This window comes from Nocardioides sp. NPDC087217 (assembly GCF_044744805.1).
GTDB lineage: Bacteria > Actinomycetota > Actinomycetes > Propionibacteriales > Nocardioidaceae > Nocardioides.
This window is the reverse complement of the sequence record NZ_JBIUZB010000002.1, coordinates 1,070,163-1,094,497: the sequence shown is the minus strand read 5'-3', so window position 1 is coordinate 1,094,497 and position 24,335 is coordinate 1,070,163. Positions and strand designations below refer to the sequence as shown.

General features: G+C 67.7%; 22 protein-coding genes. 9 read left to right on the top strand and 13 right to left on the bottom strand.

Annotated elements, in window-relative coordinates:
• The first annotated feature begins 11 nt into the window (after positions 1 to 11).
• Genes def through ACIO3S_RS12665 form a run of 3 tightly spaced genes read left to right on the top strand, consistent with a single transcriptional unit; the run spans position 12 to position 2,909 of the window.
• Positions 12 to 557, top strand: a complete 546-nt coding sequence (def, locus tag ACIO3S_RS12675; RefSeq protein WP_091041329.1) for a peptide deformylase — start codon at positions 12 to 14, stop codon at positions 555 to 557.
• Positions 557 to 1,477 carry a methionyl-tRNA formyltransferase gene (gene fmt / locus ACIO3S_RS12670; RefSeq protein ID WP_400463755.1) on the top strand — a complete coding sequence of 307 codons (921 nt, stop codon included), beginning with the start codon at positions 557 to 559 and terminating at the stop codon, positions 1,475 to 1,477. Before def ends, fmt begins: the two co-directional genes overlap by 1 nt.
• Complete coding sequence (locus ACIO3S_RS12665; RefSeq protein ID WP_400463752.1) at positions 1,461 to 2,909, top strand: RsmB/NOP family class I SAM-dependent RNA methyltransferase; 1,449 nt, start codon at positions 1,461 to 1,463, stop codon at positions 2,907 to 2,909. Before fmt ends, ACIO3S_RS12665 begins: the two co-directional genes overlap by 17 nt.
• Positions 2,910 to 2,913: 4 nt before the next feature.
• Here the strand turns inward: ACIO3S_RS12665 and ACIO3S_RS12660 are convergent, their stop codons facing one another.
• Both ACIO3S_RS12660 and ACIO3S_RS12655 read right to left on the bottom strand, forming a co-directional pair.
• Positions 2,914 to 3,714 (bottom strand): hypothetical protein, encoded by an 801-nt coding sequence (locus ACIO3S_RS12660; RefSeq protein WP_400463749.1) that lies wholly within the window; start codon positions 3,712 to 3,714, stop codon positions 2,914 to 2,916.
• Positions 3,711 to 4,226 (bottom strand): SigE family RNA polymerase sigma factor, encoded by a 516-nt coding sequence (locus ACIO3S_RS12655; RefSeq protein ID WP_400463746.1) that lies wholly within the window; start codon positions 4,224 to 4,226, stop codon positions 3,711 to 3,713. The genes ACIO3S_RS12660 and ACIO3S_RS12655 overlap by 4 nt, the downstream gene beginning before the upstream one ends.
• 103 nt (positions 4,227 to 4,329) lie before the next feature.
• On the opposite strand from ACIO3S_RS12655, the gene ligD reads away from it, so the two are divergent.
• On the top strand, positions 4,330 to 5,304 hold the full coding sequence (gene ligD, locus ACIO3S_RS12650; RefSeq protein ID WP_400463743.1) for a non-homologous end-joining DNA ligase: 975 nt from the start codon (positions 4,330 to 4,332) through the stop codon (positions 5,302 to 5,304).
• 3 nt (positions 5,305 to 5,307) lie between these two features.
• Here ligD and ACIO3S_RS12645 read toward each other — a convergent pair whose 3' ends face one another.
• Positions 5,308 to 7,578 (bottom strand): acyltransferase family protein, encoded by a 2,271-nt coding sequence (locus ACIO3S_RS12645; RefSeq protein WP_400463740.1) that lies wholly within the window; start codon positions 7,576 to 7,578, stop codon positions 5,308 to 5,310.
• 64 nt (positions 7,579 to 7,642) lie between these two features.
• Complete coding sequence (locus tag ACIO3S_RS12640; RefSeq protein WP_400463737.1) at positions 7,643 to 8,524, bottom strand: RecB family exonuclease; 882 nt, start codon at positions 8,522 to 8,524, stop codon at positions 7,643 to 7,645.
• Positions 8,525 to 8,600: 76 nt separating this feature from the next.
• Between ACIO3S_RS12640 and ACIO3S_RS12635 the strand changes: the two genes are divergently transcribed.
• From ACIO3S_RS12635 to arc, 3 genes are all read left to right on the top strand, one after another.
• Positions 8,601 to 9,773 carry a site-2 protease family protein gene (locus ACIO3S_RS12635; RefSeq protein ID WP_400463734.1) on the top strand — a complete coding sequence of 391 codons (1,173 nt, stop codon included), beginning with the start codon at positions 8,601 to 8,603 and terminating at the stop codon, positions 9,771 to 9,773.
• Positions 9,774 to 9,828: 55 nt separating this feature from the next.
• Entirely contained in the window at positions 9,829 to 10,818 is a 990-nt protein-coding gene (locus ACIO3S_RS12630; RefSeq protein WP_400463731.1) for a tRNA (adenine-N1)-methyltransferase, read from the top strand.
• 136 nt (positions 10,819 to 10,954) lie between these two features.
• Entirely contained in the window at positions 10,955 to 12,718 is a 1,764-nt protein-coding gene (gene arc, locus ACIO3S_RS12625; RefSeq protein ID WP_091041342.1) for a proteasome ATPase, read from the top strand.
• Between the two features lie 154 nt (positions 12,719 to 12,872).
• Here the strand turns inward: arc and ACIO3S_RS12620 are convergent, their stop codons facing one another.
• The 6 genes from ACIO3S_RS12620 to ACIO3S_RS12595 all read right to left on the bottom strand — a co-directional run bounded on the left by ACIO3S_RS12620 (position 12,873) and on the right by ACIO3S_RS12595 (position 19,849).
• Positions 12,873 to 13,196, bottom strand: a complete 324-nt coding sequence (locus ACIO3S_RS12620) for a hypothetical protein (RefSeq protein ID WP_400463727.1) — start codon at positions 13,194 to 13,196, stop codon at positions 12,873 to 12,875.
• 659 nt (positions 13,197 to 13,855) lie between these two features.
• Positions 13,856 to 14,548, bottom strand: a complete 693-nt coding sequence (locus ACIO3S_RS12615) for a GntR family transcriptional regulator (RefSeq protein ID WP_400463724.1) — start codon at positions 14,546 to 14,548, stop codon at positions 13,856 to 13,858.
• A 91-nt stretch (positions 14,549 to 14,639) separates the two neighbouring features.
• Positions 14,640 to 15,992: an MFS transporter gene (locus tag ACIO3S_RS12610; protein WP_400463722.1), complete on the bottom strand. Its 1,353-nt coding sequence runs from the start codon at positions 15,990 to 15,992 to the stop codon at positions 14,640 to 14,642.
• A gap of 57 nt (positions 15,993 to 16,049) precedes the next feature.
• Positions 16,050 to 16,991 carry a 3-carboxyethylcatechol 2,3-dioxygenase gene (locus ACIO3S_RS12605; protein ID WP_400463719.1) on the bottom strand — a complete coding sequence of 314 codons (942 nt, stop codon included), beginning with the start codon at positions 16,989 to 16,991 and terminating at the stop codon, positions 16,050 to 16,052.
• Positions 16,988 to 17,917 carry an alpha/beta fold hydrolase gene (locus tag ACIO3S_RS12600; protein ID WP_400463717.1) on the bottom strand — a complete coding sequence of 310 codons (930 nt, stop codon included), beginning with the start codon at positions 17,915 to 17,917 and terminating at the stop codon, positions 16,988 to 16,990. The genes ACIO3S_RS12605 and ACIO3S_RS12600 overlap by 4 nt, the downstream gene beginning before the upstream one ends.
• 39 nt (positions 17,918 to 17,956) lie before the next feature.
• On the bottom strand, positions 17,957 to 19,849 hold the full coding sequence (locus tag ACIO3S_RS12595) for an FAD-dependent monooxygenase (RefSeq protein WP_400463714.1): 1,893 nt from the start codon (positions 19,847 to 19,849) through the stop codon (positions 17,957 to 17,959).
• Positions 19,850 to 20,093: 244 nt separating this feature from the next.
• Between ACIO3S_RS12595 and ACIO3S_RS12590 the strand changes: the two genes are divergently transcribed.
• Positions 20,094 to 20,687 (top strand): cysteine hydrolase family protein, encoded by a 594-nt coding sequence (locus ACIO3S_RS12590; RefSeq protein ID WP_400463711.1) that lies wholly within the window; start codon positions 20,094 to 20,096, stop codon positions 20,685 to 20,687.
• A gap of 185 nt (positions 20,688 to 20,872) precedes the next feature.
• Here ACIO3S_RS12590 and ACIO3S_RS12585 read toward each other — a convergent pair whose 3' ends face one another.
• Positions 20,873 to 21,688, bottom strand: a complete 816-nt coding sequence (locus tag ACIO3S_RS12585; protein WP_400463708.1) for an IclR family transcriptional regulator — start codon at positions 21,686 to 21,688, stop codon at positions 20,873 to 20,875.
• A gap of 104 nt (positions 21,689 to 21,792) precedes the next feature.
• Here ACIO3S_RS12585 and ACIO3S_RS12580 point away from each other — a divergent pair, with 104 nt between their 5' ends.
• Entirely contained in the window at positions 21,793 to 22,365 is a 573-nt protein-coding gene (locus ACIO3S_RS12580; protein WP_400463705.1) for a helix-turn-helix domain-containing protein, read from the top strand.
• Between the two features lies 1 nt (position 22,366).
• On the opposite strand, the gene ACIO3S_RS12575 is transcribed toward ACIO3S_RS12580, so the two are convergent.
• Entirely contained in the window at positions 22,367 to 23,305 is a 939-nt protein-coding gene (locus tag ACIO3S_RS12575) for a 3-carboxyethylcatechol 2,3-dioxygenase (protein WP_400463702.1), read from the bottom strand.
• Positions 23,302 to 24,288 carry a zinc-binding dehydrogenase gene (locus ACIO3S_RS12570; protein WP_400463699.1) on the bottom strand — a complete coding sequence of 329 codons (987 nt, stop codon included), beginning with the start codon at positions 24,286 to 24,288 and terminating at the stop codon, positions 23,302 to 23,304. Before ACIO3S_RS12570 ends, ACIO3S_RS12575 begins: the two co-directional genes overlap by 4 nt.
• Positions 24,289 to 24,335 lie beyond the last annotated feature (47 nt).

The window sequence follows — 24,335 nt, the reverse complement described above, 5'->3', positions numbered from 1 at the left end:
CTAGGAGAACAGTGGCAGTCCAGCCCATCCGACTCTTCGGCGACCCCGTGCTGCGCAAGCCAGCGATCGAGGTCGTCGACTTCGACAAGGAGCTGCGCAAGCTCGTTGCCGACCTGACCGACACCATGCTCGAGGCGCCTGGCGCCGGACTGGCCGCTCCGCAGATCGGAGTGAGCCTGCGGGTCTTCACGTGGTACGTCGACGGCCAGGTGGGTCACCTCATCAACCCGGACCTGACCCTGTCGGAGGAGACGCAGGACGGGGGAGAGGGCTGCCTGTCGCTGCCCGACATCACCTTCGACTGCCGCCGGGCGCTGTCGGTGGTGGCGAAGGGTTTCGACATGCACGGTGAGCCGGTCACCATCGAGGGCTCCGAGCTGCTCGCCCGGGCCATCCAGCACGAGACCGACCACCTCGACGGCATCCTCTTCATCGACCGGCTCGACGAGGCCGCACGCAAGGCGGCGATGAAGGAGATCCGGGAGTCGGAGTGGTTCGGCCTGGAGAAACCCACGGTGAAGGTCTCGCCGCACGCGACGAACGGGTTCGGGTTCTGATGAGGGTCGTCTTCGCCGGTACGCCCGAGGTGGCCGTGCCCTCGCTGAACGCGATCGCGGCCTCGCGCCACGAGCTCGTCGGCGTCGTCACCCGGCCCGATGCCGCCCAGGGGCGCAGCAAGCGGCTGGTGCCCTCGCCGGTGGCCCAGCGGGCCGAGGAGCTGGGGGTTCCGGTGCTCAAGCCGGAGCATCCCCGTGAGCCGGAGTTCCAGGCCGAGCTGAAGGCGCTGGAGCCCGACTGCTGCCCGGTGGTCGCCTACGGCGCGATGCTGCCGCAGTCGGCGCTGGACATCCCGCGGCACGGCTGGGTCAACCTGCACTTCTCGCTCCTGCCCGCCTACCGCGGCGCCGCGCCGGTGCAGCGTGCCGTCTGGGCCGGCGAGGAGATCTCCGGGGCGACCACGTTCCGGATCGTGAAGGCGATGGACGCCGGCCCGGTCTTCGGCACCATGACCCAGGCGCTGGCGCCCGACGAGACCTCCGGGTCGCTCTTCGAGAAGCTCACCGAAGGTGGGGCCAGGCTGTTGGTGTCCACGCTCGACGGGATCGAGGACGGTTCCCTGGACGCACGCGAGCAGCCGACCGACGGGATCACCTACGCCGACAAGATCACCGTCGAGGACGCCCAGATCGACTGGACGCAGAACGCCGTGGCCATCGACCGGCAGATCCGCGCCTGTACCCCCGCGCCGGGAGCCTGGACCCTGCTCGACGGCGAGCGGTTCAAGGTCGGGCCGGTCACCATGGCCGAGGACACGGCGGCTCCCGGGGAGCTGGTCGTCCGCAAGAACGAGGTCCTCGTCGGCACCGGCACCACGGCGGTCCGGCTCGGCCGGGTGAAGGCCTTCGGCAAGAAGGAGATGCCGGCGGCCGACTGGGCCCGAGGCGTACGTCTGGAGTCCGGTGTCACCTTCGAATAGGGCACAGCCGGGTAGGCGTCCGGGGGCCGGCCGGCGACCGCAGGGGAAGCCGCGTGGGGCCACCAAGCCAGCCGATCCCGCACGGCTCGCCGCGTTCGAGGTGCTCAAGGCGGTGCGGGTCGATGAGGCGTACGCCAACCTGGTGCTGCCCCACGTCCTCGGCCGCCTCGGGCTTGAGGGCCGCGACGCGGCCTTCGCCACCGAGCTCGCCTCGGGGACGCTGCGGCAGCAGGGGACGTACGACGCCGTGCTGGCCGCCTGCATCGACCGACCGCTGGCCAAGGTCGAGGCGAAAGTGCTCGATGTGCTGCGGCTGGGTGCGCACCAGGTGCTGTCCATGCGGGTGCCCGACCATGCCGCGATCTCGACCAGCGTCGATCTTACCCGGTCGAAGGTGGGCCAGGGGCCGGCGGGGTTCGTCAACGCCGTCCTGCGCAAGGTCACCCGCAAGTCCCTCGACGAGTGGGTCGCCGAGGTGGCGCCCCCGCGTGAGAGGGACCACGACGGCTGGGCCACGGTCGCCTTCAGCCACCCGCGCTGGGTCGTCGAGCGACTCGCCGAGGCCGTCGGTCGCGACCAGATCGACGCGCTGCTCGAGGCCGACAACGTGCCGCCGTCGGTCACGCTGGTCGCCCGCCCCGGGCGGGCGAGGATCGACGAGCTCGGCGGCATGCCGACGCCGTACTCGCCCTTCGGCGTCACGCTCGACTCCGGCTCACCGGCCGGGATCGCCGCTGTCGCGGAGGGGCGCGCCGGGGTGCAGGACGAGGGGTCCCAGCTGGTGGCCATCGCTCTGGCCGAGGCCGACCTCGACCGGCAGGACTCCGGGACCGAGTTGTGGCTGGACCTGTGCGCCGGGCCCGGCGGCAAGTCGGCATTGCTGGCCGCCCTGGCCGCGCAACAGGGCGCCGTGCTGGTCGCCAACGAGCGCCAGCCGCACCGTGCCGGACTCGTCCTCGCCAACCTGACCGACCGGTCATCCGGCACGCACGTGGACGGGTCCGCGGGGGTCGTGGCCGGCGACGGGACCAGGCCGCCGTTCAAGGACGCGACGTTCGACCGGGTCCTCGTCGATGCTCCGTGCACCGGTCTGGGGGCGCTGCGCCGTCGGCCGGAGGCACGCTGGCGGCGAGCCACGGCCGACCTCGACGTACTCGTCGACCTGCAGCGCTCCCTGCTCGACCGGGCGATCGATCTGACCCGGCCTGGCGGTGTGGTGCTCTACGCCACCTGCTCGCCGGTTCTGGCCGAGACCGAGGGCGTCGTGCGCAGGGTGCTCGAGGACCGATCCGATGTCGTCCTCGAGCCGATCGGCGCCACGGTCGGCACGGTGCCTGACAGCGCCGGGCCGATGGCAGGCACCGTGCAGCTGTGGCCGCACCGCCATGGCACCGATGCGATGTTCCTGGCGCTGCTGCGGCGTACCCCGTAGCGGGTCAGTCGGTCCACCTGAGCGAGCTCGCGAGCGCCTCGAGCTCGGCGTCGGTGGTGCCCTCCCCGCTCTGGACACTGATGAAGATGTCGCCGTGGAGCGGGGTGATGTAGGACCCCGAGCCGGGGCCGGCCTTGTCGGCGCTCTTGCTCCAGTCCGGGTAGTCCTCCGCCGGGCGGATCACCAGGCCGGCCACACCACCGTCCTCGGACGTGCAGGAGGCCCCGTCGTCGATCAGGTACCACTCGCACGTCCAACCGGGCGGCTGCTCGACGGGAACCTCGTCGACGAGCCCTACGCGCGCGCCTTCGGTGGCGATCGTGACGCCGGGATAGTCCTCGAGGAGCGTGCCGTTGCTCCACTTCTGCTCGACCGCGACGGCCGGTCCGGACAGGACGATCGTGAACCCGGTCCCGGCGCCCGGGCGAGCGCTGCCTGTCTGGATGGTGATGTCCATCGTCTTGGCCTCGTCGTTGGTGACGACCTGTCCGGTGACACCATCGCCGAGGTCGAGGCTCTGCCCGGAGGCAAGGGGTGCCGTCGAGGCCGACGCCGACGGTGCGCCGGCGGCGCCGAGGGGAGCCTGGTCGACCGCGGTCGTGGTCAGGAACTGAGAGAGCCCCAGCCCACCTGCGGTGAATGCGCCGACGGCCGCAGCGGCGCCGACGGCACCGGTGATCCGCCGGCGGCGGCGGATGCGCGAGCCCGCGCTGATCGCGCCGGCGGAGATCCGCGCGTAGTCGGGGTGCTGGTCGGCGACACGCTCGTGCAGTGCCGTACGGAAGCTGGTCTCTGGGTCGTTCATCGGGTGGTCCTCTCCGGGAAGATGTCCGCAACCAGCGGGCGCAGCCGTTCCAGGGCACGTTTCGAGCGGGTGCGGACCGCCGTCTCGGTCAGTCCGAGGTCGGCAGCTGTCTGGGACACGGATCGGTCCTCCCAATAGCGCGCGACGAGCACGGCCCGGTCGGTCGGCGACAGCCGCTGGAGGGCGGCAAGCAGGTCGATCCGGGCGCTGGGGTCGGCATCGCTGCCCGGATCGTCCGGCAGCGTCGAGGTCGGCGTCTCGGCGTTGCGCCGGAGCCGTCGGTGGGAGATGAATCCGTTGAGGAGCACACGTCGTGCGTACGCCGCCGGGTTGTCCGCCCTACTGACCCGCCGCCAGGACGCGAAGGCCCGGGCGTACGTCGTCTGGGTTAGGTCCTCGGCCAGGTGATGGTCACCCGTCAGCAGCAGCGCGGTGCGGTAGAGCGCGCCGCCCGTCGCATGGACGAAGTCGGCGAACTCCTCGGCGGGAGGCCTCACGGTCGATGTGCTCACATCCTTTCGACGCCTCGGGATGAGGTCCACGTGACACCCCCGTGAGGATCGAGATGAGCGAGTTTCGTTTCACCGCATCATCTCAGCGCCTACGCTGGCGAGCATGGCCAAGGCATCGCCGTCGGTGGAGATCGAGGTGGACAACCGCGTCGTCAGGATCTCCAACCCCGACCGCGTCTACTTCCCTGAGACCGGTGCGACCAAGCTCGACGTAGCGCAGTACTACCTCGCCGTCGGGCCTGGGATCGTCAACGCGCTCTGGGAGCGTCCGTGCATGTTGCACCGGTTTCCCAAGGGCCTGGCGGGGCCGAAGGTGCACCAGAAGCGGCTGCCGCAGGGGGCGCCCGACTGGATCGAGACCGTACGCCTCTACTTCCCGCGCTGGGGCCGCACCGCCGACGAGCTCTGCGTGACCGAGCTCGGCGCGGTGATCTGGGCCGTCCAGATGTCGACGGTCGAGTTCCATCCCTGGAACAGCCGACGCGAGGACACCGAGAAGCCCGACGAGTGGCGCATCGACCTCGATCCCGGTCCCGAGTGCCCGTTCTCGACCGTGCAGACGGTGGCGGGCGTCGTACGCGAGCTCCTCGACGAGCTCGGCGCGGTCGGCTACCCGAAGACGAGCGGTGGCTCCGGGATGCACGTGTATGTCCGGATCCCGGCCGAGCACGGATTCCAGGACGTACGCCGCGCCGCGCACGCCTTCGCCCGCGAGGTCGAGCGCCGGGCACCGAAGCTGGTCACCACCGCCTGGTGGCGTAAGGATCGCGACCCGGCGCAGCTGTTCGTGGACTTCAACCAGAACACCCGAGATCACACGATCGCGTGTGCCTACTCGATCCGTGGCGTCGCCGACGGCCGGGTCTCCACCCCGATCACCTGGGAGGAGGCCAAGGACGTCGACCCACGTGAGTTCACGATGCGTACGGTGCCGGCACGGTTCGCGGAGATCGGTGACCTGCACGCCGACATCGACGACCATCCGTTCTCGATCCAGCCGCTGCTCGAGTGGGCCGAGCGCGACGAGCGCGACGGCGCCGAGACGCCACCAGAGCCCGAGCCTGACCCGACCCGGTGATGATCACCAGATCTTGAGACGCTCGCCCAGGGTGCGACCGAGCTCCTTGGAGTAGGTCGCGGTGAGGTGGTGGCCGTCGCGATGGGTGATGGTGTCGCCGACGACGGTCGTGCAGATGCCGACGCTGTCGCAGAACATGTCGTCGAGGTCGACGGTCTCGACGCGAGCTGACTTCGCCGCCTGCATCTGCAGGTCGGCGCCGTCCTGCTGGCTCTCGAGCGGCTTGTAGGTGCAGGGCGAGAGCGTCTTGTTGCTGCTCAGGCACGTGGCCGGGTCGAACTCGAGCGCCGGTACGTCACGCAGCCACACGGTCCGCTTCGCGGCGGGCTTCACCTGGGCCAGGAGCCGCTGGTAGCCGCGGTAGACGGCGCGGCGTACGTCTGCGCGGTCGGTGTGCCGGCCCGACGAGTCGTGGTAGGCGGCGCTGATCGGGCGCGAGGAGATCAGCAGCAGGTCGGGGCGGAGCTTCTTGACCGAGGAGAGCATGAAGTCGTGGAAGTCGTCGCACGACGTCATCGGGTCGGTGCTGTCGATCTTGTCGGGGGTGACCAGCGAGACGGTGCACTGCGGCATGGCCAGCATGTAGGCGCGGTAGCCGGAGCGCTCGGCGATCTCCTCGACCGCGGGCGTCCAGTGGCGGGCGTGGGAGTCGCCGATGACCACGATCGTCTTCTCGGCGTCGGCGTCACCGCGCGGGCACAGCTTGCGTACGTTCGTCGAGTAGTAGTTGCACTCGCCGACCGACTCCACGTCGTCGGAGAGGTTGGTGAGGCCCGGCTTCAGGTTGGTCGGGATCGCCTGGTTCTTGCGCGCCGCGAGCACCGAGGCCTTCAGCAGGGCTGGGAGCGGGTCGGGCTCCTGCGCCTTGGCGGCGGGCGGCGCGGCGCTCGAGGCGGGTCGGTCGGGCTGCTTGGGCGGTTCGGAGGACCCGGAGGAATCGGCCTCGGCCAGCGTGATCGCCGGCTGGTAGCCGTCGCGGGCGGTTCCGGTGGCGTAGGTGTTGGCGCCGAAGCAGGTCACCGCGACCAGGGTGATGCTCAGCGGGTAGAGCGCCACCGGACCCAGCGTGGCGGCTCGACCGAACGCCGGACGGCGCCAGAGCACGCCGCGCCGGAACGGCTCCTCGATGTAGTGGTAGGAGAGGCCGGCCAGACCGAACGCCAGCGCCACGAGGAGCACCTGCTCCCACCAGCGCAGCTCGCGGCCCAGCTGCAGCTCGGCGAGGACCAGCACGGGGAAGTGCCACAGGTAGAGCGAGTAGGACCAGTTTCCGACGACCTGCAGCGGCGGCACCGACAGCAGCCGGCCGACCACCGTCGGGCCGTGCCACAGCGTGCCGGCCACGATGATGAAGACGCTGCCGAGCACCGGCACGAGCGCCGGGGTGCCGGGGAACGGGGTAGCGTCGTTGAACTGCAGGCAGGCGCAGATGATGAAGAACATCCCGAACGCGGAGAGCACCTGCGCCCGCCACCGCGCGGTGGCGTCCTGGGTCCCGTCGTCACGGAACGCGATCGCCGCGATCGCGCCCAGGCCGAGCTCCCAGGCGCGGGTGAAGGGCGAGAAGTACGCCGCCTCCGGGCTGGTCCGGGTCAGCACCGCCGAGGCCAGCAGCGATGCCACGATGACCACGCCGAGAGCGATGACCAGCACGCGCCTGCGCCCGCGCTGGTCGATGGGGCCGTCCGTCGTGGCGTTCCGGCTGCGCCGCTTCATCGCCCACAGGCATCCCAGGATCACCAGGGGCCAGACCAGGTAGAACTGCTCCTCGACCGCGAGGGACCAGAAGTGCTGCAGCGGTGAGGGCGGCAGCGCCGCCGAGAAGTAGTCGGTCTCCAGCGACGCGAACCGGAAGTTGGCGGCGAACGCCGCCGACCACAGCGCGTCGAGGGCGATCTCCCGAGTGCGTACGAAGCCCAGGAAGAGGGCCGCGTAGACGACCGTCGCGAGAAGCACCACGGTCGCGGCCGGCAGGATCCGGCGGGCCCGGCGCGCATAGAAGCCGAGCAGGCTGACCCGGCCCTCGGTGCGTACCTGCCGCATCAGCTGCTGGGTGATCAGGAAGCCCGAGATCGCGAAGAAGACATCGACGCCGACGAAGCCGCCGGTCAGCGACCCGAAGCCGACGTGCAGCGCGACGACCGCGAGCACCGCGATCGCGCGGAGCCCCTGGATGTCGGGACGGTGCCGAGACGAGGTCGCGCTCCCGCTGGTCGAGCCGGTGGACGAGTCCGTCGTGCCCACGAGCAGCCGCACCTCCTCAGCCAAGCGCATTCGTCACATTCGTCGCGACGATAACTCCCGTAACCGGCCGATCCTGGTAGACGCGCCTACGGTCCTAGTCGAGATCGAGGTCGTCTCCCGCGGCGACGGGGCCTGCGATCGCCGGGAGCGGGGGAGGAGTGCCGCCGAAGGCGGGGCACAGCGACTTGTGGGCGCACCATTCGCACAGCCGCCCCGGGCTCGGCTGCCACTCGCCGGTCTCCTGGGCGGTGCGGATGGCCCGCCAGATCGCCTCGGCCTTGCGCTCGGTGGCCAGCAGATCGGCCTCGTCCGGCACATAGCGCAGGATGTCGCCCGAGCCGAGGTAGATCAGCTGCAGCATCGCCGGCACCACGCCCCGGGTGCGCCAGATCACCAGGGCGTAGAACTTGAGCTGGAACAGCGCCTTCGCCTCGTACGCCTCGCTGGGCACGCGGCCCGACTTGTAGTCCACCACTCGGATCCGGCCGTCGGGGGCGACGTCGACGCGGTCGATGAACCCTCGCAGCAGGAGCTTGGAGTCGAGCAGCGCCTCGACGTAGTGCTCGCGCTCGGCGGGCTCCAGGCGTCGCGGGTCCTCCAGGTCGAAGTAGCGCCGCAGCACCTGCCGGCACGACTCCAGCCAGTCCTCCTGCGCCCCCTCGGTCTCCGAGGTGAACAGCGTCGCCAGGGCCGGGTCGAGGCTGCGTACGTCCTCCCACGCCTGCTCCACCATCGACCTCGCCTGCCGGGGCGTGCGCTCGGGAGCGGGCAGGTCGAAGAGGTCCTCGAGCACCTTGTGCACCACGGTCCCGCGTGCGGCTGCCTCCGAGGGCGGCTCGGGCAGCTGGTCGATGGTGCGGAACCGGTAGAGCAGCGGACACGAGGTGAAGTCGCTCGCGCGGCTCGGTGAGAGCGACCCCAGCACGTTGACGCCGTCGACCGGGGTCGACAGCGAATCGGCGGGTGAGGTGCTCATGAGGTCGACACTATTCGCAGGCACCGACAACCGGGTCGACACCACCCGACAACCGCTGCTCAAGTACGCTCGGGATGTGGCAGACCCTGACCCACGCCCCGGCGGCGACAAGCCGGTCGAAGAGGCGGCGCCCACCTCCCGAGTCCCGGGCACGATCAAGGTCGGCTCCGTCGCCGGCAGCGACGTCCTGGTGACACCGTCCTGGTTCCTCATCGCTGCGGTGATCGCCTGGGTGATGGCGCCCCGGATCGATGCCGTGGAGCCGGGTCTGGGCTGGTTGACGTACGTCGCCGGCTTCGCCTTCGCGATCGTCCTCTACGGCGCGGTGCTGCTGCACGAGGCGGCCCACGCGATCGTCGCCAAGCGGCTCGGCTACCCCGTGGGCGTGATCATGCTCCACTTCCTCGGCGGCGCGACCGCCGTGGAGAAGGAGGCGAAGCGGCCCCGCGACGAGTTCTGGATCGCTGTCGTCGGCCCGCTGGCCTCACTGGCCGTCGCGGCTGCTGCCTTCGGTGTCTCCTTCCTCACCTCCGGCGGCCTGGTCGGGCTGTTCATCACCGGCCTGTGGTTCACCAACCTGTTCGTCGGCGTGCTCAATCTCGTCCCCGGCCTGCCCCTCGACGGCGGCAGGTTGCTCAAGGCGGGCGTGTGGGCCGCGACGGGCAACATCAATCGGGGCAGCATCGTCGCCGGCTGGGCCGGCCGCGTCCTCGCGGTACTCGTGCTGCTGTGGCCCTTCATCCAGGGCCAGATCCTCGGCAACGAGCCGCAGCTCAGGAGCTACGTCTTCGCTGTGATCATCGGCGTCTTCCTCTGGAGCGGTGCCTCCGCGGCGATCATGTCGGGGAGGGCGCGCATGCGGCTCCCGCTGCTCGTCGCCCGCGACCTCGCCCGCCGCACCCTGGCCGTGCCCGCCGACCTCCCGCTGGCCGAGGCCGTACGCCGTGCCCAGGAGGCCGAAGCCGGCAGCATCGTCACCGTGAGCAGCGGCGGCGAGCCGATCGGTCTCGTCCACGAGGGCGCGCTGCTGGCGACCCCGGAGGACCGTCGTCCCTGGATGGCCACCTCGACGGTCACCCGACAGCTCGAGGACGGCCTCACCCTCCCGGCCGACATCGACGGGGAGTCCCTGATCCAGGCGATCTCCAAGACCCCGGCACCCGAATACCTCCTGGTCGAGCCCGACGGCTCGATCTACGGCGTACTGGTCACCTCCGACGTGGACGCCGCCTTCCGCGCGGGAGCCTGAGCCGGACCGAGCCGCGGTTTGCCGGGTTGACCGGGAAAACGGGTAGCCTCGGCGGGTGTCAAGCGCTGATATTCCAGACATTCCGGCCGAGGCCCGAGCGGGCGTACACCGCGGGCCGCTCCGCGAGGGCGAGTGGGTGCGGCTGACCGACACCAAGGGTCGCCGCCACAACTTCGAGCTCGTCGCCGGCAAGCGCTTCTTCTCCAACAAGGGCCACATCGACCACGACGAGCTGATCGGCCGCGAGGAGGGCTTCACCGTCACCGCTTCCACCGGAGGTGAGTACCTGGTCTTCCGCCCGCTCCTGTCGGAATTCGTGGTCTCGATGCCGCGCGGTGCCGCCGTGGTCTACCCCAAGGACGCCGCCCAGATCGTCGCCATGGCCGATATCTTCCCGGGTGCCTCCGTCGTGGAGGCCGGGGTCGGCTCCGGTGCCCTGACCTGCTCGCTCCTGCGTGCGGTGGGCCCGTTCGGCAAGGTCACCTCCTTCGAGCGCCGCGAGGAGTTCGCCGAGGTCGCCCGCAAGAACGTCGACCAGTTCTTCGGCACCCCGGCGGGGGAATCCCACCCGAGCTGGTCGCTCAACCTGGGAGACCTCCAGGAGGAGCTGCCGCGCCAGCAGATCCGCTGCGACCGGCTGATCCTCGACATGCTCGCTCCGTGGGAGTGCGTGGACGCGGCGGCCGAGGCGCTCTACCCCGGCGGCATGGTCTGCGCGTACGTCGCGACCACCACCCAGCTGTCCCGCTTCGTCGAGACGGTCCGCGCCCACGGCGGGTTCACCGAGCCGCAGGCCTGGGAGTCGCTCGTTCGTGACTGGCACGTCGAGGGTCTCGCGGTCCGGCCGGGTCACAAGATGATCGGCCACACCGCCTTCCTGGTGACAGCGCGAAGGCTGGCGCCGGGCGAGCGCGCGCCGCGCAAGACACGCCGACCTGCCCCCGGTGCGTACGGATCCGACTACACCGGCCCGCGCCCGGCCGACATGCCGGCTCCCGAGCCCGTCGTGGAGGTCCTGCCCGACGATGGCGCCGAAGTGGACTGAGTCCATTCTGCAGAACGTGTGCCACGGGTTGACACGAACTTGGCCGTTGTCGACGAATAGTGTCCAACACCGGTAAATCCTTCTCCGCTCCTGCCCCTCACCCTTGTAGGGTCGAGGGAGTAGAGGAGGTGTGCTGATGTCGACATCCGATGGATTCCATTCCGAGGGGCGCAGCCCCGAGGAGCTCGAGAGTCATGTCCGTTTCCTCGAAGCTGAGGTGACCGACCTGCGGCACAGACTGACCGAGATGCCCGGATCTTCACGTGGCCTGGAGGCGCGGCTCGCTGACGCGCAGCGCTCCCTGGCCGCGGTGACGTCGCAGAACGAGCGACTCACCGTGACGCTTCGGGATGCCCGAGACCAGATCATCAAGCTCAAGGAGGAGGTCGACCGTCTGGCACAGCCGCCAGCAGGCTTCGGCACCTTCATCGAGCGCAACGAGGACGACTCGATCGATGTCTTCACCGGTGGGCGCAAGCTCCGGGTGACCGCATCGCCCAACGTCGACCTCGACGAGCTGCGCTATGGCCAGGAGGTCATGCTCAACGAGGCGCTGAACGTCGTGGCCGCGATGGAGTTCGAGAAGGTCGGCGAGGTGGTGATGTTCAAGGAGCTGCTCGCCGACGGTGAGCGCGCCCTGGTGATCGCCAACGCCGACGAGGAACGGGTCGTACGTCTCGCTGAGCCGCTCCTGCAGGACGCGATCCGCGCGGGTGACTCGTTGTTGCTCGAACCACGATCGGGCTATGTCTACGAGAAGGTGCCGAAGTCCGAGGTCGAGGAGCTCGTCCTGGAGGAGGTGCCCGACATCTCCTACGAGTCGATCGGTGGCCTCGCCGGCCAGATCGAGCAGATCCAGGACGCGGTCGAGCTGCCGTACCTCTACCCCGACCTCTTCATCGAGCACCAGCTCAAGCCGCCCAAGGGTGTGCTGCTCTACGGTCCTCCGGGCTGTGGCAAGACCCTGATCGCGAAGGCTGTCGCCAACAGCCTCGCGAAGAAGGTCGCCGCGAAGACGGGAGCGGACGGCAAGTCCTACTTCCTCAACATCAAGGGCCCCGAGCTCCTCAACAAGTACGTCGGTGAGACCGAGCGCCACATTCGCCTGGTCTTCCAGCGGGCTCGTGAGAAGGCCGCGGCCGGCACTCCGGTGATCGTCTTCTTCGACGAGATGGACTCGCTGTTCCGCACCCGTGGCACCGGTGTCTCCTCCGACGTGGAGAACACCATCGTCCCGCAGCTCCTCTCCGAGATCGACGGTGTCGAGGCTCTGGAGAACGTGCTGGTGATCGGTGCCTCCAACCGTGAGGACATGATCGACCCGGCGATCCTGCGCCCGGGCCGTCTGGACGTGAAGATCAAGATCGAGCGTCCCGATGCCGAGGGTGCTCGTGACATCTTCTCGAAGTACCTGGTCCCCGACCTGCCGCTGCACCCGACCGACGTGGGCGAGTTCAACGGCGACAAGCAGGCCACCGTCGACGAGCTGATCCGCACGGTCGTCGAGCGGATGTACACGGAGTCCGAGGAGAACCGCTTCCTGGAGGTCACCTACGCCAACGGTGACAAGGAGATCCTCTACTTCAAGGACTTCAACTCCGGTGCGATGATCCAGAACATCGTCGACCGGGCCAAGAAGATGGCCATCAAGTCGTTCTTGGACTCCGGCGAGGACTCCGGCCAGAAGGGCCTGCGGGTGCAGCACCTGCTCCAGGCCTGCGTGGACGAGTTCAAGGAGAACGAGGACCTCCCCAACACCACCAACCCCGACGACTGGGCCCGCATCTCCGGCAAGAAGGGCGAGCGGATCGTCTTCATCCGCACGCTCATCACCGGCAAGCAGGGCACCGAGCCCGGCCGTTCGATCGAGCAGGTCTCCAACACGGGGCAGTATCTGTAACCTGTGTCGACCGCGTGATCGGCCCGCCACCTGCGGAAATGGGTGGCGGGCCGATTGTCGTCTGCTGGTGATTTCGGTTGGCTCGACACGTTCTCATCGTGCATGCCGCAATTCCCAAACCCGAGGCCCTTGATCTCCCCGTGTCAACACCGCGTCAACAAAACCGGCGTACGACCGGGACCGCCACAACCTCGCAACCCTTGCGCATCTCCTGAACGACCCCGTCGACGCCCAGCTCGGGGATCGTCTCAAGGATGCTTTCAGCCATCCCAGCTGCGACCTCGATGGCCCAACCGATCGGCCCTGGTCCGACACGGTCGACGAGGTCCGCGACGTACGCCGGTGGTAGCACCGACTGGCTCATCGCATCGGGACCGGTGGGCTGAACGGTGCGAATCCAGGAGATGCTTTGCACATCCGCTGGCGATTGGCTGTCTGAGAAGGGCACGAACACGTCTCCTGATGCAACGTCCTGCAAATGAGATCTCCTCGCTGACGCCATCGTCAGCCGCGAAGGACTGCCAGTCAACCGCGCGCGCCGCACCCCGGGCGACGAGCCCTGGCCTGCGAGCTCGGAGAGACGGGCGGCGAGATCTTGAGTCCTGTCGCTCGCAGCGTGTTGGTAGGGCATCGCGGCACCGGGAGTCGAGTGGCCGGCGAGCGCCATGAGCTCCGCGATGGTCGCGTCGGCAACGGCGGCCTGTCGGGCGCGGTACCAGCCGTGGCCCGTGCGCTTGATCTCGCCTCTTCGGGCCACGACGGTGGTAGACCGTGGCGGCGCCGTAGATGGCTCTCGGAGTCAGGTGTGCTCCGGCGCTGTCTGGGAAGAGGAGCGCGTTCGTGCTCTTGGCTGCATAGTCGCGTAGATGGGCAGGGACGTCGGGAAGTACATCGGGAGGGATCGGTACGTCGCGTACACCTGCATCTGTCTTGGGTGGCCCGACGACGCAGCCGCGACGGCAACCGCAAACCATTCGGAGTCGTGGACGAACCTCAGGATCTCCGACCTCGTGGTCTCATGCTCGTTGGCGATGCCCCCACGATGCGCAATGCCATCTGGGCCTACCTTTAGCCGATTTCCTCAGGTGTCCAACGCCATCCATCTCGATACCAGCGGGCAAGCTCGATTCCGAGCATCTAGGCGGTGTTGTCTTGGGAGTCCCCGAAAAGCGTGATGGTGTTGATTATGTGGGACTCCATCGCGACTCGGGCAATGTCGGCGCTACGTGATCGGATCGCCGTTCGGATGACGTCGTGGTCGTGGTTGCGGTCGTGGAGGGAGTCCGACAGCGGTCGGGGACCAGCAACGGTGTTGATGAAGAAGTCTGACAGATCCCACATGCGTTCGCTGAGATCAGCCATGACTCGCGAGTGCGACATCCGATGAATGACGAGGTGGAACTCACGGTTCCGGAATCGATAACCGTGTGAACGGGCTTGAGGATCAGCGAGGTTCTCGAGTTCCTGTACCTGCCGCCAAGCCTCATCCATCTCGGCCAGTTGGGAATCGGACCGTCGTAGGGCAGCGGCGGCCGCGATCTCGCCTTCGAACCGGCCGAACAGGTTGAAGAAGTCTCTGATCTCCTGCATCGAATAGTGCGCGACCCGGCAGCCACTCTGAGGAATGATTTCGACGATCCCGGTCGCCTCGAGGCGCCGCATCGCATCCATCACCGGCTGCTTGCTCACACCGAACTCGGCCTTGACCTCTTCGATTGAGATCCGAGAGCCGACGGCGTATCGGCCGGCGAGGAGCCGCTCTCGAAGTTCATCGAGAACTACCTTGCCCAGCCGCTGTCCGGAACGAGCGTTGGCGGCGGGTTCAGGCACGTTGGGCTCCTCGAGAGGGGTGTTGGGACTGGGAGTCTAAGCGGACGGGCCTGTCCTTCGGGCATGCGCTCGCGGGCCAAAGCGGCGCATGTCATACGGAGGGGTTCGGAGTCGGACCGGTCGAGGCGGCGTAGCGGGCGACCTGTTCATGCGGATCGGGGTCGCCGAGACGGCCCGGCAAGAGAAGGACCGAGACAACAGAGATGACAGCAACGATCAGCAGGTAGATGACAACAGGGCCGCTTGTTGCGTTGGCCGCGTAGAGCGCGGTTGCGATCGTCGGGGCGAAGGCGGCGCCGCAGATCTGGGAGATGGTGTAGCCGACCGACGCGCCGCTGTAGCGGACCTCGGGGGCGAACAACATGCTGAACAGCGAGCCGGTGACACCACCGGCGGGAGCCATTGCGATGCCGAAGACCATCACCATTGCGACACCGAAGGCGACCGGGGATCCGGTGTTGATGAGCGCGAAGGCCGGCGCGATCGAAACCAGCATGAGGAGCGCGCCGAGCAGGTAGATGGTCTTGCGGCCCCAGCGGTCCGCGAGAGCGCCGAACGAGGGGTAAAGAACGACGGCGACAACGGCGGCGATGAATACTCCCATGAGCACTGCGGGGCGAGCCAACCCGACTTCTTTGGTGGCGTAGGAGACCAGGTAGGACATGCAGATGTAGGCGAACACTCCCTGGGAGAGGTAGGTGCCCGCGACGAGCAGAATCTCGCGAGGGTGTCTGCGCCAGGCTTCGGCAACGGGCAGTTTGATGCTTTCGCCGCGCTCGCGGACAGCCTCGAACACAGGACTTTCGGCGACGGTGAGGCGGATGACGAGGCCGACAACGACCAGGAGGGCGCTGAACAGGAACGGCAGGCGCCACCCCCAGCTCTCGAACTGGGCTGGGCTGAGCTTGGTGGCGAGGAAGAATGCGATGGTGGCCAAGCCGACACCAGCGGGTGCGCCCATCTGCGGGAAGGCGCCGTAGAAGCCGCGCTTGCCTCGAGGGGCGTGCTCGACAGCCATCAGGGTGGCGCCGCCCCACTCACCGCCCACAGCGAAGCCCTGGACCAAGCGCAACAGGGTCAGCAGGACCGGAGCTGCCAAGCCGATCTGGGCATGGGTCGGCATCAGACCCATGAGCGTGGTCGCCAGGCCCATGGTGACCAGAGAGATCACCAGCATCTTCTTGCGGCCTACGCGGTCGCCGAAGTGGCCGAACACGATGCCGCCAACGGGGCGTGCGAGGAACCCGACGCCGAGGGTCGCGAAGGACAGGAGGGCGCCGACCAGGGGGCTGGAACTGGGAAAGAACAGGGCTGGGAAGACCAGCGCGGCGGCGGTGCCGTAGATGAAGAAGTCGTAGTACTCCACGGTGGTACCGATGAAGCTGGCAGAAGCGACTTTGAGTGGGGAAGTGGCGGCAGTTGTGGTCTGACTGGAGGTTGTCATCAGGAGTTCTCCGATGTGTGGCGGCTCGGGCTGTCAGGCGGGCTGTCAGGCGGGCTGTCAGTCGAGGGTGGCGGTGGTGAGGGCGAATCCTGCGATGAGTTCTCGGATGGGTCGGTAGTAGCTGAACTGGACCGAGTACGCTCCCGCAGCGCCGAGGGCGGCGTAGCCGGCGATCCAGGTGCGGACCTCGTGAGAGGAGTTGCCGGCGATCCGAGTCATCTCCTCAGGGGTCCAGGCGTCGATCGGTGTGAGGTCACCGGAGGCAAGGATGCGCAGGAGCTCTTGGTCCCACTCGGGGGCGAGGTCTTGGATGGTGGAGGTTCCGGCCGCGAAGTCGCGGGCGGCGTCGATGACGCGCTGCTGGCGCAATGCGCGGGCCTCGGGGGAGAGAGGCGCCGTTTGGCCGATAAGCATGCGGCGCTGATCGGTGGTGGCGGTCGTCAGCCGTGGGACAGGCGGGTCATGGGACAAACCACCAGAGGAGATGAGCAATATCTTCTGGTCGAGGGTGGCCAGGTGGCGCCCGATGGCTTCCCCCAGCAGTCGGATCCGGCGGAGCGGGGTGAAGGGGGGTGCGACGGAGTTGATGAAGATCGGGATGAAGGGTTTGGCGGTGATGTCGCCGTAGAGGATCTCCATCGGCTGGACGGCTCCGTGGTCGACCTCCATGTCGAGGGACACGGCCAGATCGATGCCGTCGGCGATGACCGCCTCGGCCAGGTCGCGGGCGAGACCTTCTGGGACGTTGAGCGGGCCGGCTTGGGAGCCATAGTCGCCGATGCTGGTCGCGGCGTAGCCGATACAGAAGGCCGGCATGAGGCGGTAGAAGAACCCGTTGTAGTGGTCGGGCCCGAGGTTGACCACGACGTCCGGGTCGAAGTCATGGACGAACTGCTTGGCCTCGGCGAATGCGTTCTCGAGTTCGCCGGATACATCTTTGGGGAGATCGGCGTACTCAAGGAGTGGGCTGTGGCTGGTGGCCAGAAGTGCCAGCGTCACGACGTTGCCTCCCGGTGTCGTCCGAGGAGGAAGTCGAGGTGGATCCGGTTGAAGGTGTCAGCGTCCTCGTACTGGGGCCAGTGGCCGCAGTTCTCCATGACCTCCAGTCGAGCATCGGGAATGAGCGAGGCGATCCGACGACCCTCGTCAACGGGGCCGGAGGGATCCTTGGTGGTCCAGATGACCAGGGCCGGCGCCTGGATCGCACGCAGGTCTTCGTCGGTGATCATGTTTCGTTTGCGGGTTTCGAGGTCTTGTAGCGCCATGTTCATCTCGCATGCTTTGAGCCAGTCGGGCTGCTGGAAGATGGCCTGACGGGTGCGGATGAGGTCGTCGGTGACCATGGTCGGGTCGGCCATCAGCCATTCCAGGCGGGCCTTGACCCGTTCCCAGGACGGGTCCTTGGCGGCCTCCATCGATAGGGTGTAGAGCCGCTCCATCACCTTGGGGTTGGCCATGGTGCCGCCCATGGTGTTGAGCACGATCTTCTCGACTCGCTCGGGGTGGAGTTGGGCGAACCGGGCGGTGACCCAGCCGCCGAGAGACTCTCCACTGAAGTAGGCCTTGTCGACGCCGAGCGTGTCGAGGACGTGGTTGATCTGGTCGATGTAGTGCGGGATCTCGAGCGGGTGGTCGGGCTTGGTGGAGTACCCGTGGCCGATGAAGTCGATGGCGTACACGTTGAAGTGCTCGGCGTGGGCGGCGAGGTTGCGGACGTAGGCCTCGGCGTGCCCGGTGATGCCGTGCAGCAGCAGGAGCAACGGCTTCGAGTCGTCACCGGCGTGCAGGTAGCGAGTGCGGTAGGGCCCGGCCTGCAGGTAGCCCTGGGCGAACTCGACCTGGGCCAGGTCACTCCACACACTGGTGTACGGACGGTCGGCCTCGGTCGTGGCGGTGGTCGCGGCGAGGGTCGTGGGGAGGGTCACGGAACGCTCCTGGTGAGGGTGGTCTTGTCGCGCAACGTGTCAGGCGTTGGCGGTGTCGGGGGTGTGCATGGGGACGGTGATGTCGACCGAGCGGGTGCTGTACTCGTGCCGGCCTGCTGCCGAGTCGGACTCGGCGAGGCGATTGGGTCGGTCGAGTACTCGGCACAGCGCGGTCTCGAGGAATCGCAGAGCTTCGTCGGTGTCCCACACCTCGGCGTTATGCCGCCAGGCGATGTAGCCGTCGGGGCGGACCAGCAGCGCACCAGCCTCGGGGATCTCGCGGATGCGTTCCCAGTAGCCGTACGGGTCGATCGTTCCGGGCTCGCCGATAACGACCGTACGGAGGAAAGGCAGGTCGAGCTTGTCGGCCGCGTGCTTCCATGCAGCACCGCCGATCCCGGTCAGCAGGGTCATCTGGCCCTTGCCGGTGACGTCAAGAGTGGAGACCCGCTGTCCGTCGGGGTCGACGAGCCAGGCGTGGGGAAGCTTCGCGCCCGGGCGGGTGGAGGCCTGAAGATAGAGCTCGCGGTTCCGCGGCCACTCTTCTTCTCCCGCGCTCTCATCGGGTAGCACGGCAGACGAGGCGTAGCGCTGGTTGAGCTCGACGCCATGGGCGTTGAACTCGGTGTTCTTCAGTTCCAGTGCCTCATAGAGCCGCTCGCGCAGTGCAACGCCTTCGGGCGTGGGGGCTTTGAGGTTGGCCAGGCCGGCTGTCACCGGGTCTTCGGAGTCGCGGTCGAACCACTCGCGCATGCCGGCGTAGTCCTTGCGGGACTGGTTGGCGCGCGCGACAACCTGTTTCCCGACCGGGACCCGCTCGTCGGAGTAGGACTCCAGCAGGCTCGGGCCCGCATACCCTTTGACCGCGAACGCAACCTTCCATGCGAGGTTGAAGGCGTCCTGCATTGACGTGTTCGAGCCCAGGCCGCTGCTGGGTGGGTGGCGGTGGACAGCGTCGCCCCCGCAGAGCACGCGGCCTTGTGAATACCGGGTGGCGTACTGCTGATTGACGTACCACAGGGACTTGCTGATGATCTCCGGCTCGATGCTCGGATCCCCAACCAGCGTGCGGATCTGAGTGATGACCTTGTCGTCAGACAAGTCCGGCTCGCCTGCGGCCATGTCGAATCCCCAGCCTGCGATCCATTCCTCCCACGGGCGGATCGCGCGCAGCAAGCCCATGCCGATCTCGCCGAAGCCGGCCTTGGAGTTGAAGATCCAGTACAGGATGCTCGGCCGGTGCTGGACGAAGCGGGTCAGGTCGGCGCGGAAGCGAATGTAGGCAGTGCCGGCGCGGGCGAGCTCACCCTCCAGCGGGAGCCCCAGCTGCTCGACGATGCGAGACCGAGCGCCGTCGAAACCGAGGAGATAGCGGGCCCTCTGGCTGAAGACCTCACCGGTGCGGCCGTCGCGAAGCCGGACAGTGACGCCGTCCTCGTCCTGGACGTGGTCGAGGTACTCGGTGTTGAAGCTGATCACGGCACCGCGCGAGGCAGCGGCGTTGATGAGGATGGGCTCCATTCGCGGCTGCGGGAGGTCGAGCATGGTGCAGGGACTGCCCTTGAGATAGTCCCCGAAGCGTTGGTCGCCGGTGCCCCAGGTCTGCAGGCGGACGATCTCCTCGCCGGCCAGGCTCGTGGTGAACAGCGTGTCGCCCATCTGGTCCCACGGGGTGGCCTGGGATCGGGCCTCGTCCTCGAGACCGAGGTCACGCAAGACCTCAACCGCACGTTGGTTCGTGATGTGCGCACGCGGGCCATTGGCGACCCACGGGAACACCGTGATCGCGTGCACCCGGATCCCGTAGCTCGCAAGCGCGGTGGCAGCGACGCCGCCGGCCGGCCCGAGGCCCACCACGATCACGTCGGTGTCGAACCCGTTCGGGTCGCGGTGGAACGGCTCGAACATCGGAGTTGGGAGCAAATCGTTCATGGAGGACCTCGCTGCGCGTGGGCGGTTGAGGGCGGGTGACTGACGTCACTACAACTAGCATGCTAGTTGTGTCAGCGTCAATCGCTGGTGAGCATCAGTTCGCCCCATCGTCTCGGCGGCCGAACGGCGCAACTCTAGAAGATCGCAGGCCGGGGTCTTGTGGCCACCATCACTCTCCGACTATCGTCATCGGCTAACTAGCAGGTCAGTTGACCTCACTCTGCCTAGTCAAAGGAGTCCATCCATGGAGCTGAACAAGTCCACTACGGCGTTTCTTGCCTGCCATTTCGAGAACGACGTCGTAGGGGCCGAAGGTGCGTTCGCGCCCTTCTTTCGCGCCGAGATCGAGCGCCGCGGGGTCCTCGATGTCGCCAAGCGTCTCGTTGATGGTGCCCGGTCAGCCGGGGTCCGAGTCGTCTATACGCGGGTCGCGTTCCAGGAGGGGCACAGTGACCTGGTTACCAACATTCCGCTGCTTGGCGTTGTGGCGCAGCAGGGCAGCCTGCTCGACCGTACGCCCGCCGCGGAGATCGTGGACGAGCTCAAACCGGAGGCCGACGACTGGGTCGTCACCAACCCGAAGGTGAGCGCTTTTGCTTCCGGCGACCTGGATCAACGGCTGCGCGGCTCTGGCATCGACACGGTCGTCCTGTTTGGTGTGGCCACCAACATCTCGGTCGAGAGCACCGGTCGATCGGCAGGAGACCTCGGCTACCGAGTGATCGTTGTGGAGGACGCCTGCTCGGCGGCAGCCCCCGAGGTCCACGACGCCACCATCGCTTCCTTTGGCCTCCTCGGAGAGGTCGCTTCGGCTGACGAGATCCTCGCCGCTCTCTGACCCGGTCCTAGTGGCAGCGCACCAGCCATGCCCGCGACGCCCATGACGTGCGCGCGATGTGCCTCGTCCGGGTGATCGCCCGGACGAGGCCACTCCTTGGTGGCTGGGGTCGCAAGGGCTTGAGTCGTGGTGCGTTGTTCGCTTTGGTGGCGACGCGGTCGTGCGCCCGAGTGAACCCGCCAGAATCAGTCGACACGACGATAGGAAGGTACGAAGGTCCGATGTGTGGCGACGAAGCGGGTGGCTTGGCCGGTGATGTCGCGCAGTGCAGCCTCTGCTGAGCGAAGGTCGCCTGCCGTCGGAACTGACACCGAAAGCGCGGCCAGCGGCCGCCCGGTCCGGGTCAGGATGGGCATGGCAACGCAGAACAGTCCGGTCCTGATCTCCTCGATGTCGTACGCCACGCCTTGCCGTCGCACCTGGGCGAGCTGTTCGTGCAGGGCGATCGGGTCGGTGATCGTTGAGGAGGTGAGGGCTGGCAGGCCTCCGTCCAGGGTCGCTTGAAGCGCTGCGGGATCGTGGGCCAGCAACGCCTTGCCGACCGCGGTGCCGTGCGCCGGTGCCTTTCCGCCGATTCGAGAGGGTGCCGCTACCTGGCGAAGGCCGTAGAGCTTGGCGAGGTAGACCACGTCGGCACCGTGTATTCCCGCAAGGTGCACGGTCCGGTGGGTCCGTTCGTAGAGTTCGGTCACGAACGGGATCAGGAGGTCTCGGATCTGGTCGTGCTCGGGGGAGTAGACATGCCTACCGAGATCGTGGAGGCGTTGACCCAAGCGGTACTGCCGGCCGACGCGTTCGACGACGCCGTTGCGTTCGAGCATGCCCAACACGCGAAACGCGGTGCTCTTGCTGAGTCCGGAACGGCGAGCGAGCTCGCTGACGCCGACCCCGGAGCTTGCCTGCCCGCCGAAAACGGTCAGCAGGCACACGGCCTTGTCTACAGTGGCACGTAGATCGCGTGCCTCGTCAGCGGACTTCTTCTCGATTGTTGCTGTAGTCACCGTGTCACCTTCAAAGGACGATCGTCACCTTTCCTAGAAGTATGGCTCTTTTGGTGTCGTCATTCAACATTGACGTTGTGTCAATTTTAAGTGACAATGACGGTGTGGATGACGACAATGCACTGGTAGCCAGCAATGTCCGGCGTCTTCGGATGGAGAGGGGGATGTCTCTAGGTGACCTGGCGCGTCGCTCGGGGCTCTCCAAACAGACGCTGTCCAAGATCGAACAAGGCGTGGGCAACCCGACCGTGGACACCTTGGGCGCACTTGCGGCAGCGCTTGGTCAGTCCACCCGCCGACTGTTGACGCAGTGGGGCACTCCGGTGTTCGTCCAACGCAATGCCGACGCGGCATGGAACGAGGAGGAGTCGTGGTCGGAACGGGTGCTCGATGAGATCTACGGGAGCGGTTACGTGCGCACGCTGCTTCTCCGGATGGAGAGGAACGGCAAGGCACCGACCATCGAGCCCCATCAGCCGGGAACGCTTCACCACGTCTATGTGATGACGGGGAAGTTGCGTACTGGGCCGTTGAGCGACCAGGTGGAACTGTCTGCTGGGGATTTCGTCCGGTTCCCGGGCGACGTGCAGCACCGGCACACCTGCCTGTCCGAGAGGGTCGTGGCCCATGTGGTCACGACCCTCCCGCAGACGCGTCAGTTCGAGTCGCGCCGTTGACTCAGAGGGGAGTGGCGGTGGCGACGGCGAAGCCGGCGATCCACTCGGGAACGGCCTCGTAGAAGCGGGAGTCCATCCGGTACGCGCCGGTCGCGGCCAGGGAGGAGAACGCGGCGATCCACGTGCGTACCTCGTGGGCCGAGCCGCCGCCCTCGCGGCCCATCTCCTCGACCGTCCAGGAGTCGAGGTCGGTGAGCGTTCCACCCTCGAGGATGTCGAGAAGTCGGTTGTCCCAGGTCGGGTTGATGGGGATCATCGAGGCCGATCCGGCGGCGTAGTCACGGCCGGCCTGGATGACTCGCTCCTCGCCGCGGGCGCGCTGCTCGGGAGTGGGCGGATTCCCCTCGATGAGGGCGTCGGCCACCCGGGGAGGGGCGCCTTCGAGTACCGGGACCGGCGGGTCGTGGGAAAGGCCGCCGGAGCCGAGGAAGAGGACGCGTTTGTCGAGGGCGGCGGCTGCCTCGCCGATCGCGGAGCCGAGCGCGCGGATCCGCGAGATCGGGCCGAGGGGAGTGGCGACGCCATTGACGAAGACGGGGACGACCGGCACCTGGTCGATGCCGCCGAAGAGCACTTCCAGGGGTTGGACGAACCCGTGGTCGACTGTCATCCGGGCCGAGACGGTGAGGTCGACGCCTCGGTCGAGGACACCCTGGGCGATCGCCTTGGCAGCATCGGTGTCGACCGACAGTGGGCCGGCCTGGGAGCCGAAGTCGCCGACGGCGTGTGCCTCGGTGGCCAGGCAGAACGGGGGCATCTCCTTGTAGAAGAAGCCGTTGTAGTGGTCGGGTGCGTAGAGGACGACGAGCTCAGGATCGAACTTCTCCGCGAACCTCCGTGCCTCGTCCACCGCCGCGTCGACTCGGGCCACGACCTCCGGGGCGGGGTCGTTCTTGCCGATCAGGGGCGAGTGCGAGAGGCCGATCGTAGTGGCGCTCATGCGGTTTCTCCTTCGGGATTCGGGTGGATGACGACCTTCCCGGTGATGTCGCCGTCGATCATGAGCTGGAAGCCCTTGTGGATCTCTGAGAGCGGCAGGGTGTGGTCGATGACGGGGCGCACGCCAGTGGCGATGACCATTCGCAGCATCCGCTGCATCTCGATCAGGGTGCAGCCAGTGGAGCCGAGGATGCGCTGTTGCTGATAGAAGACGCGGCCGAGGTCGGCGGGTGGGTTCACGCCCGAGGTGGCGCCGGCGATCACAACGGTCCCACCCGGACGCAGACACTTGAGCGAGTGCGACCAGGTCGCCTCGCCGACGGTCTCGACGACGACGTCGACCTTCTCGGGGAGCCGGCCGCCAGAGGCGATGCCACGCGCCCCCCAGGTCTCGGCGACGGCCAGCTTCTCGGGTGAACGCGAGGTGGCGTAGACGGTTGCCCCGGCGGCCAGGGCGAGCTTGATCGCGGCGGAAGCGACGCCCCCGCCAGCCCCCTGGACGAGCACGCGGTCGCCGGCTCTCACGTTGGCCTGGGTGAAGAGCATCCGGTACGCCGTGCCCCAGGCCACGGGGAGACACGCCGCTTCGTCGAAGCTGAGCTCGTTCGGCAGGGGTACCAGGTTCCGCTCAGGGACGACCAGGTACTCGGCGAATGCGCCGTCGTGGCGTTCGGAGAGAAGCGCCCGCTGGGGGTCGAGGGTCTCGTCCCCGAAGCCTCGGTCAGGGGAGGCGATCACCGGGTATACGACGACACGGCTTCCGTCCGGGCCGTAGCCCGCGGCGTCGCAGCCGAGGGTACGGGGCAACTGGTCGGCCGGGTGCCCGACCCCGCGAAGCGTCCACAGATCGTGCATGTTGAGTGAGGAGGACACCACCCGCACCAGCGCCCAGCCGGGCGGGGGATCGGGAACAGGCGCGTCGGTGACCTGGAGGCCGGAGAGTGGGTCGGTGGCGCTCTGTGAGACGGCGCGGGCTACGAGCATGCCGATGACGATTCCCGGCCCCGGACCGTCGGACCAGACGGCGTACC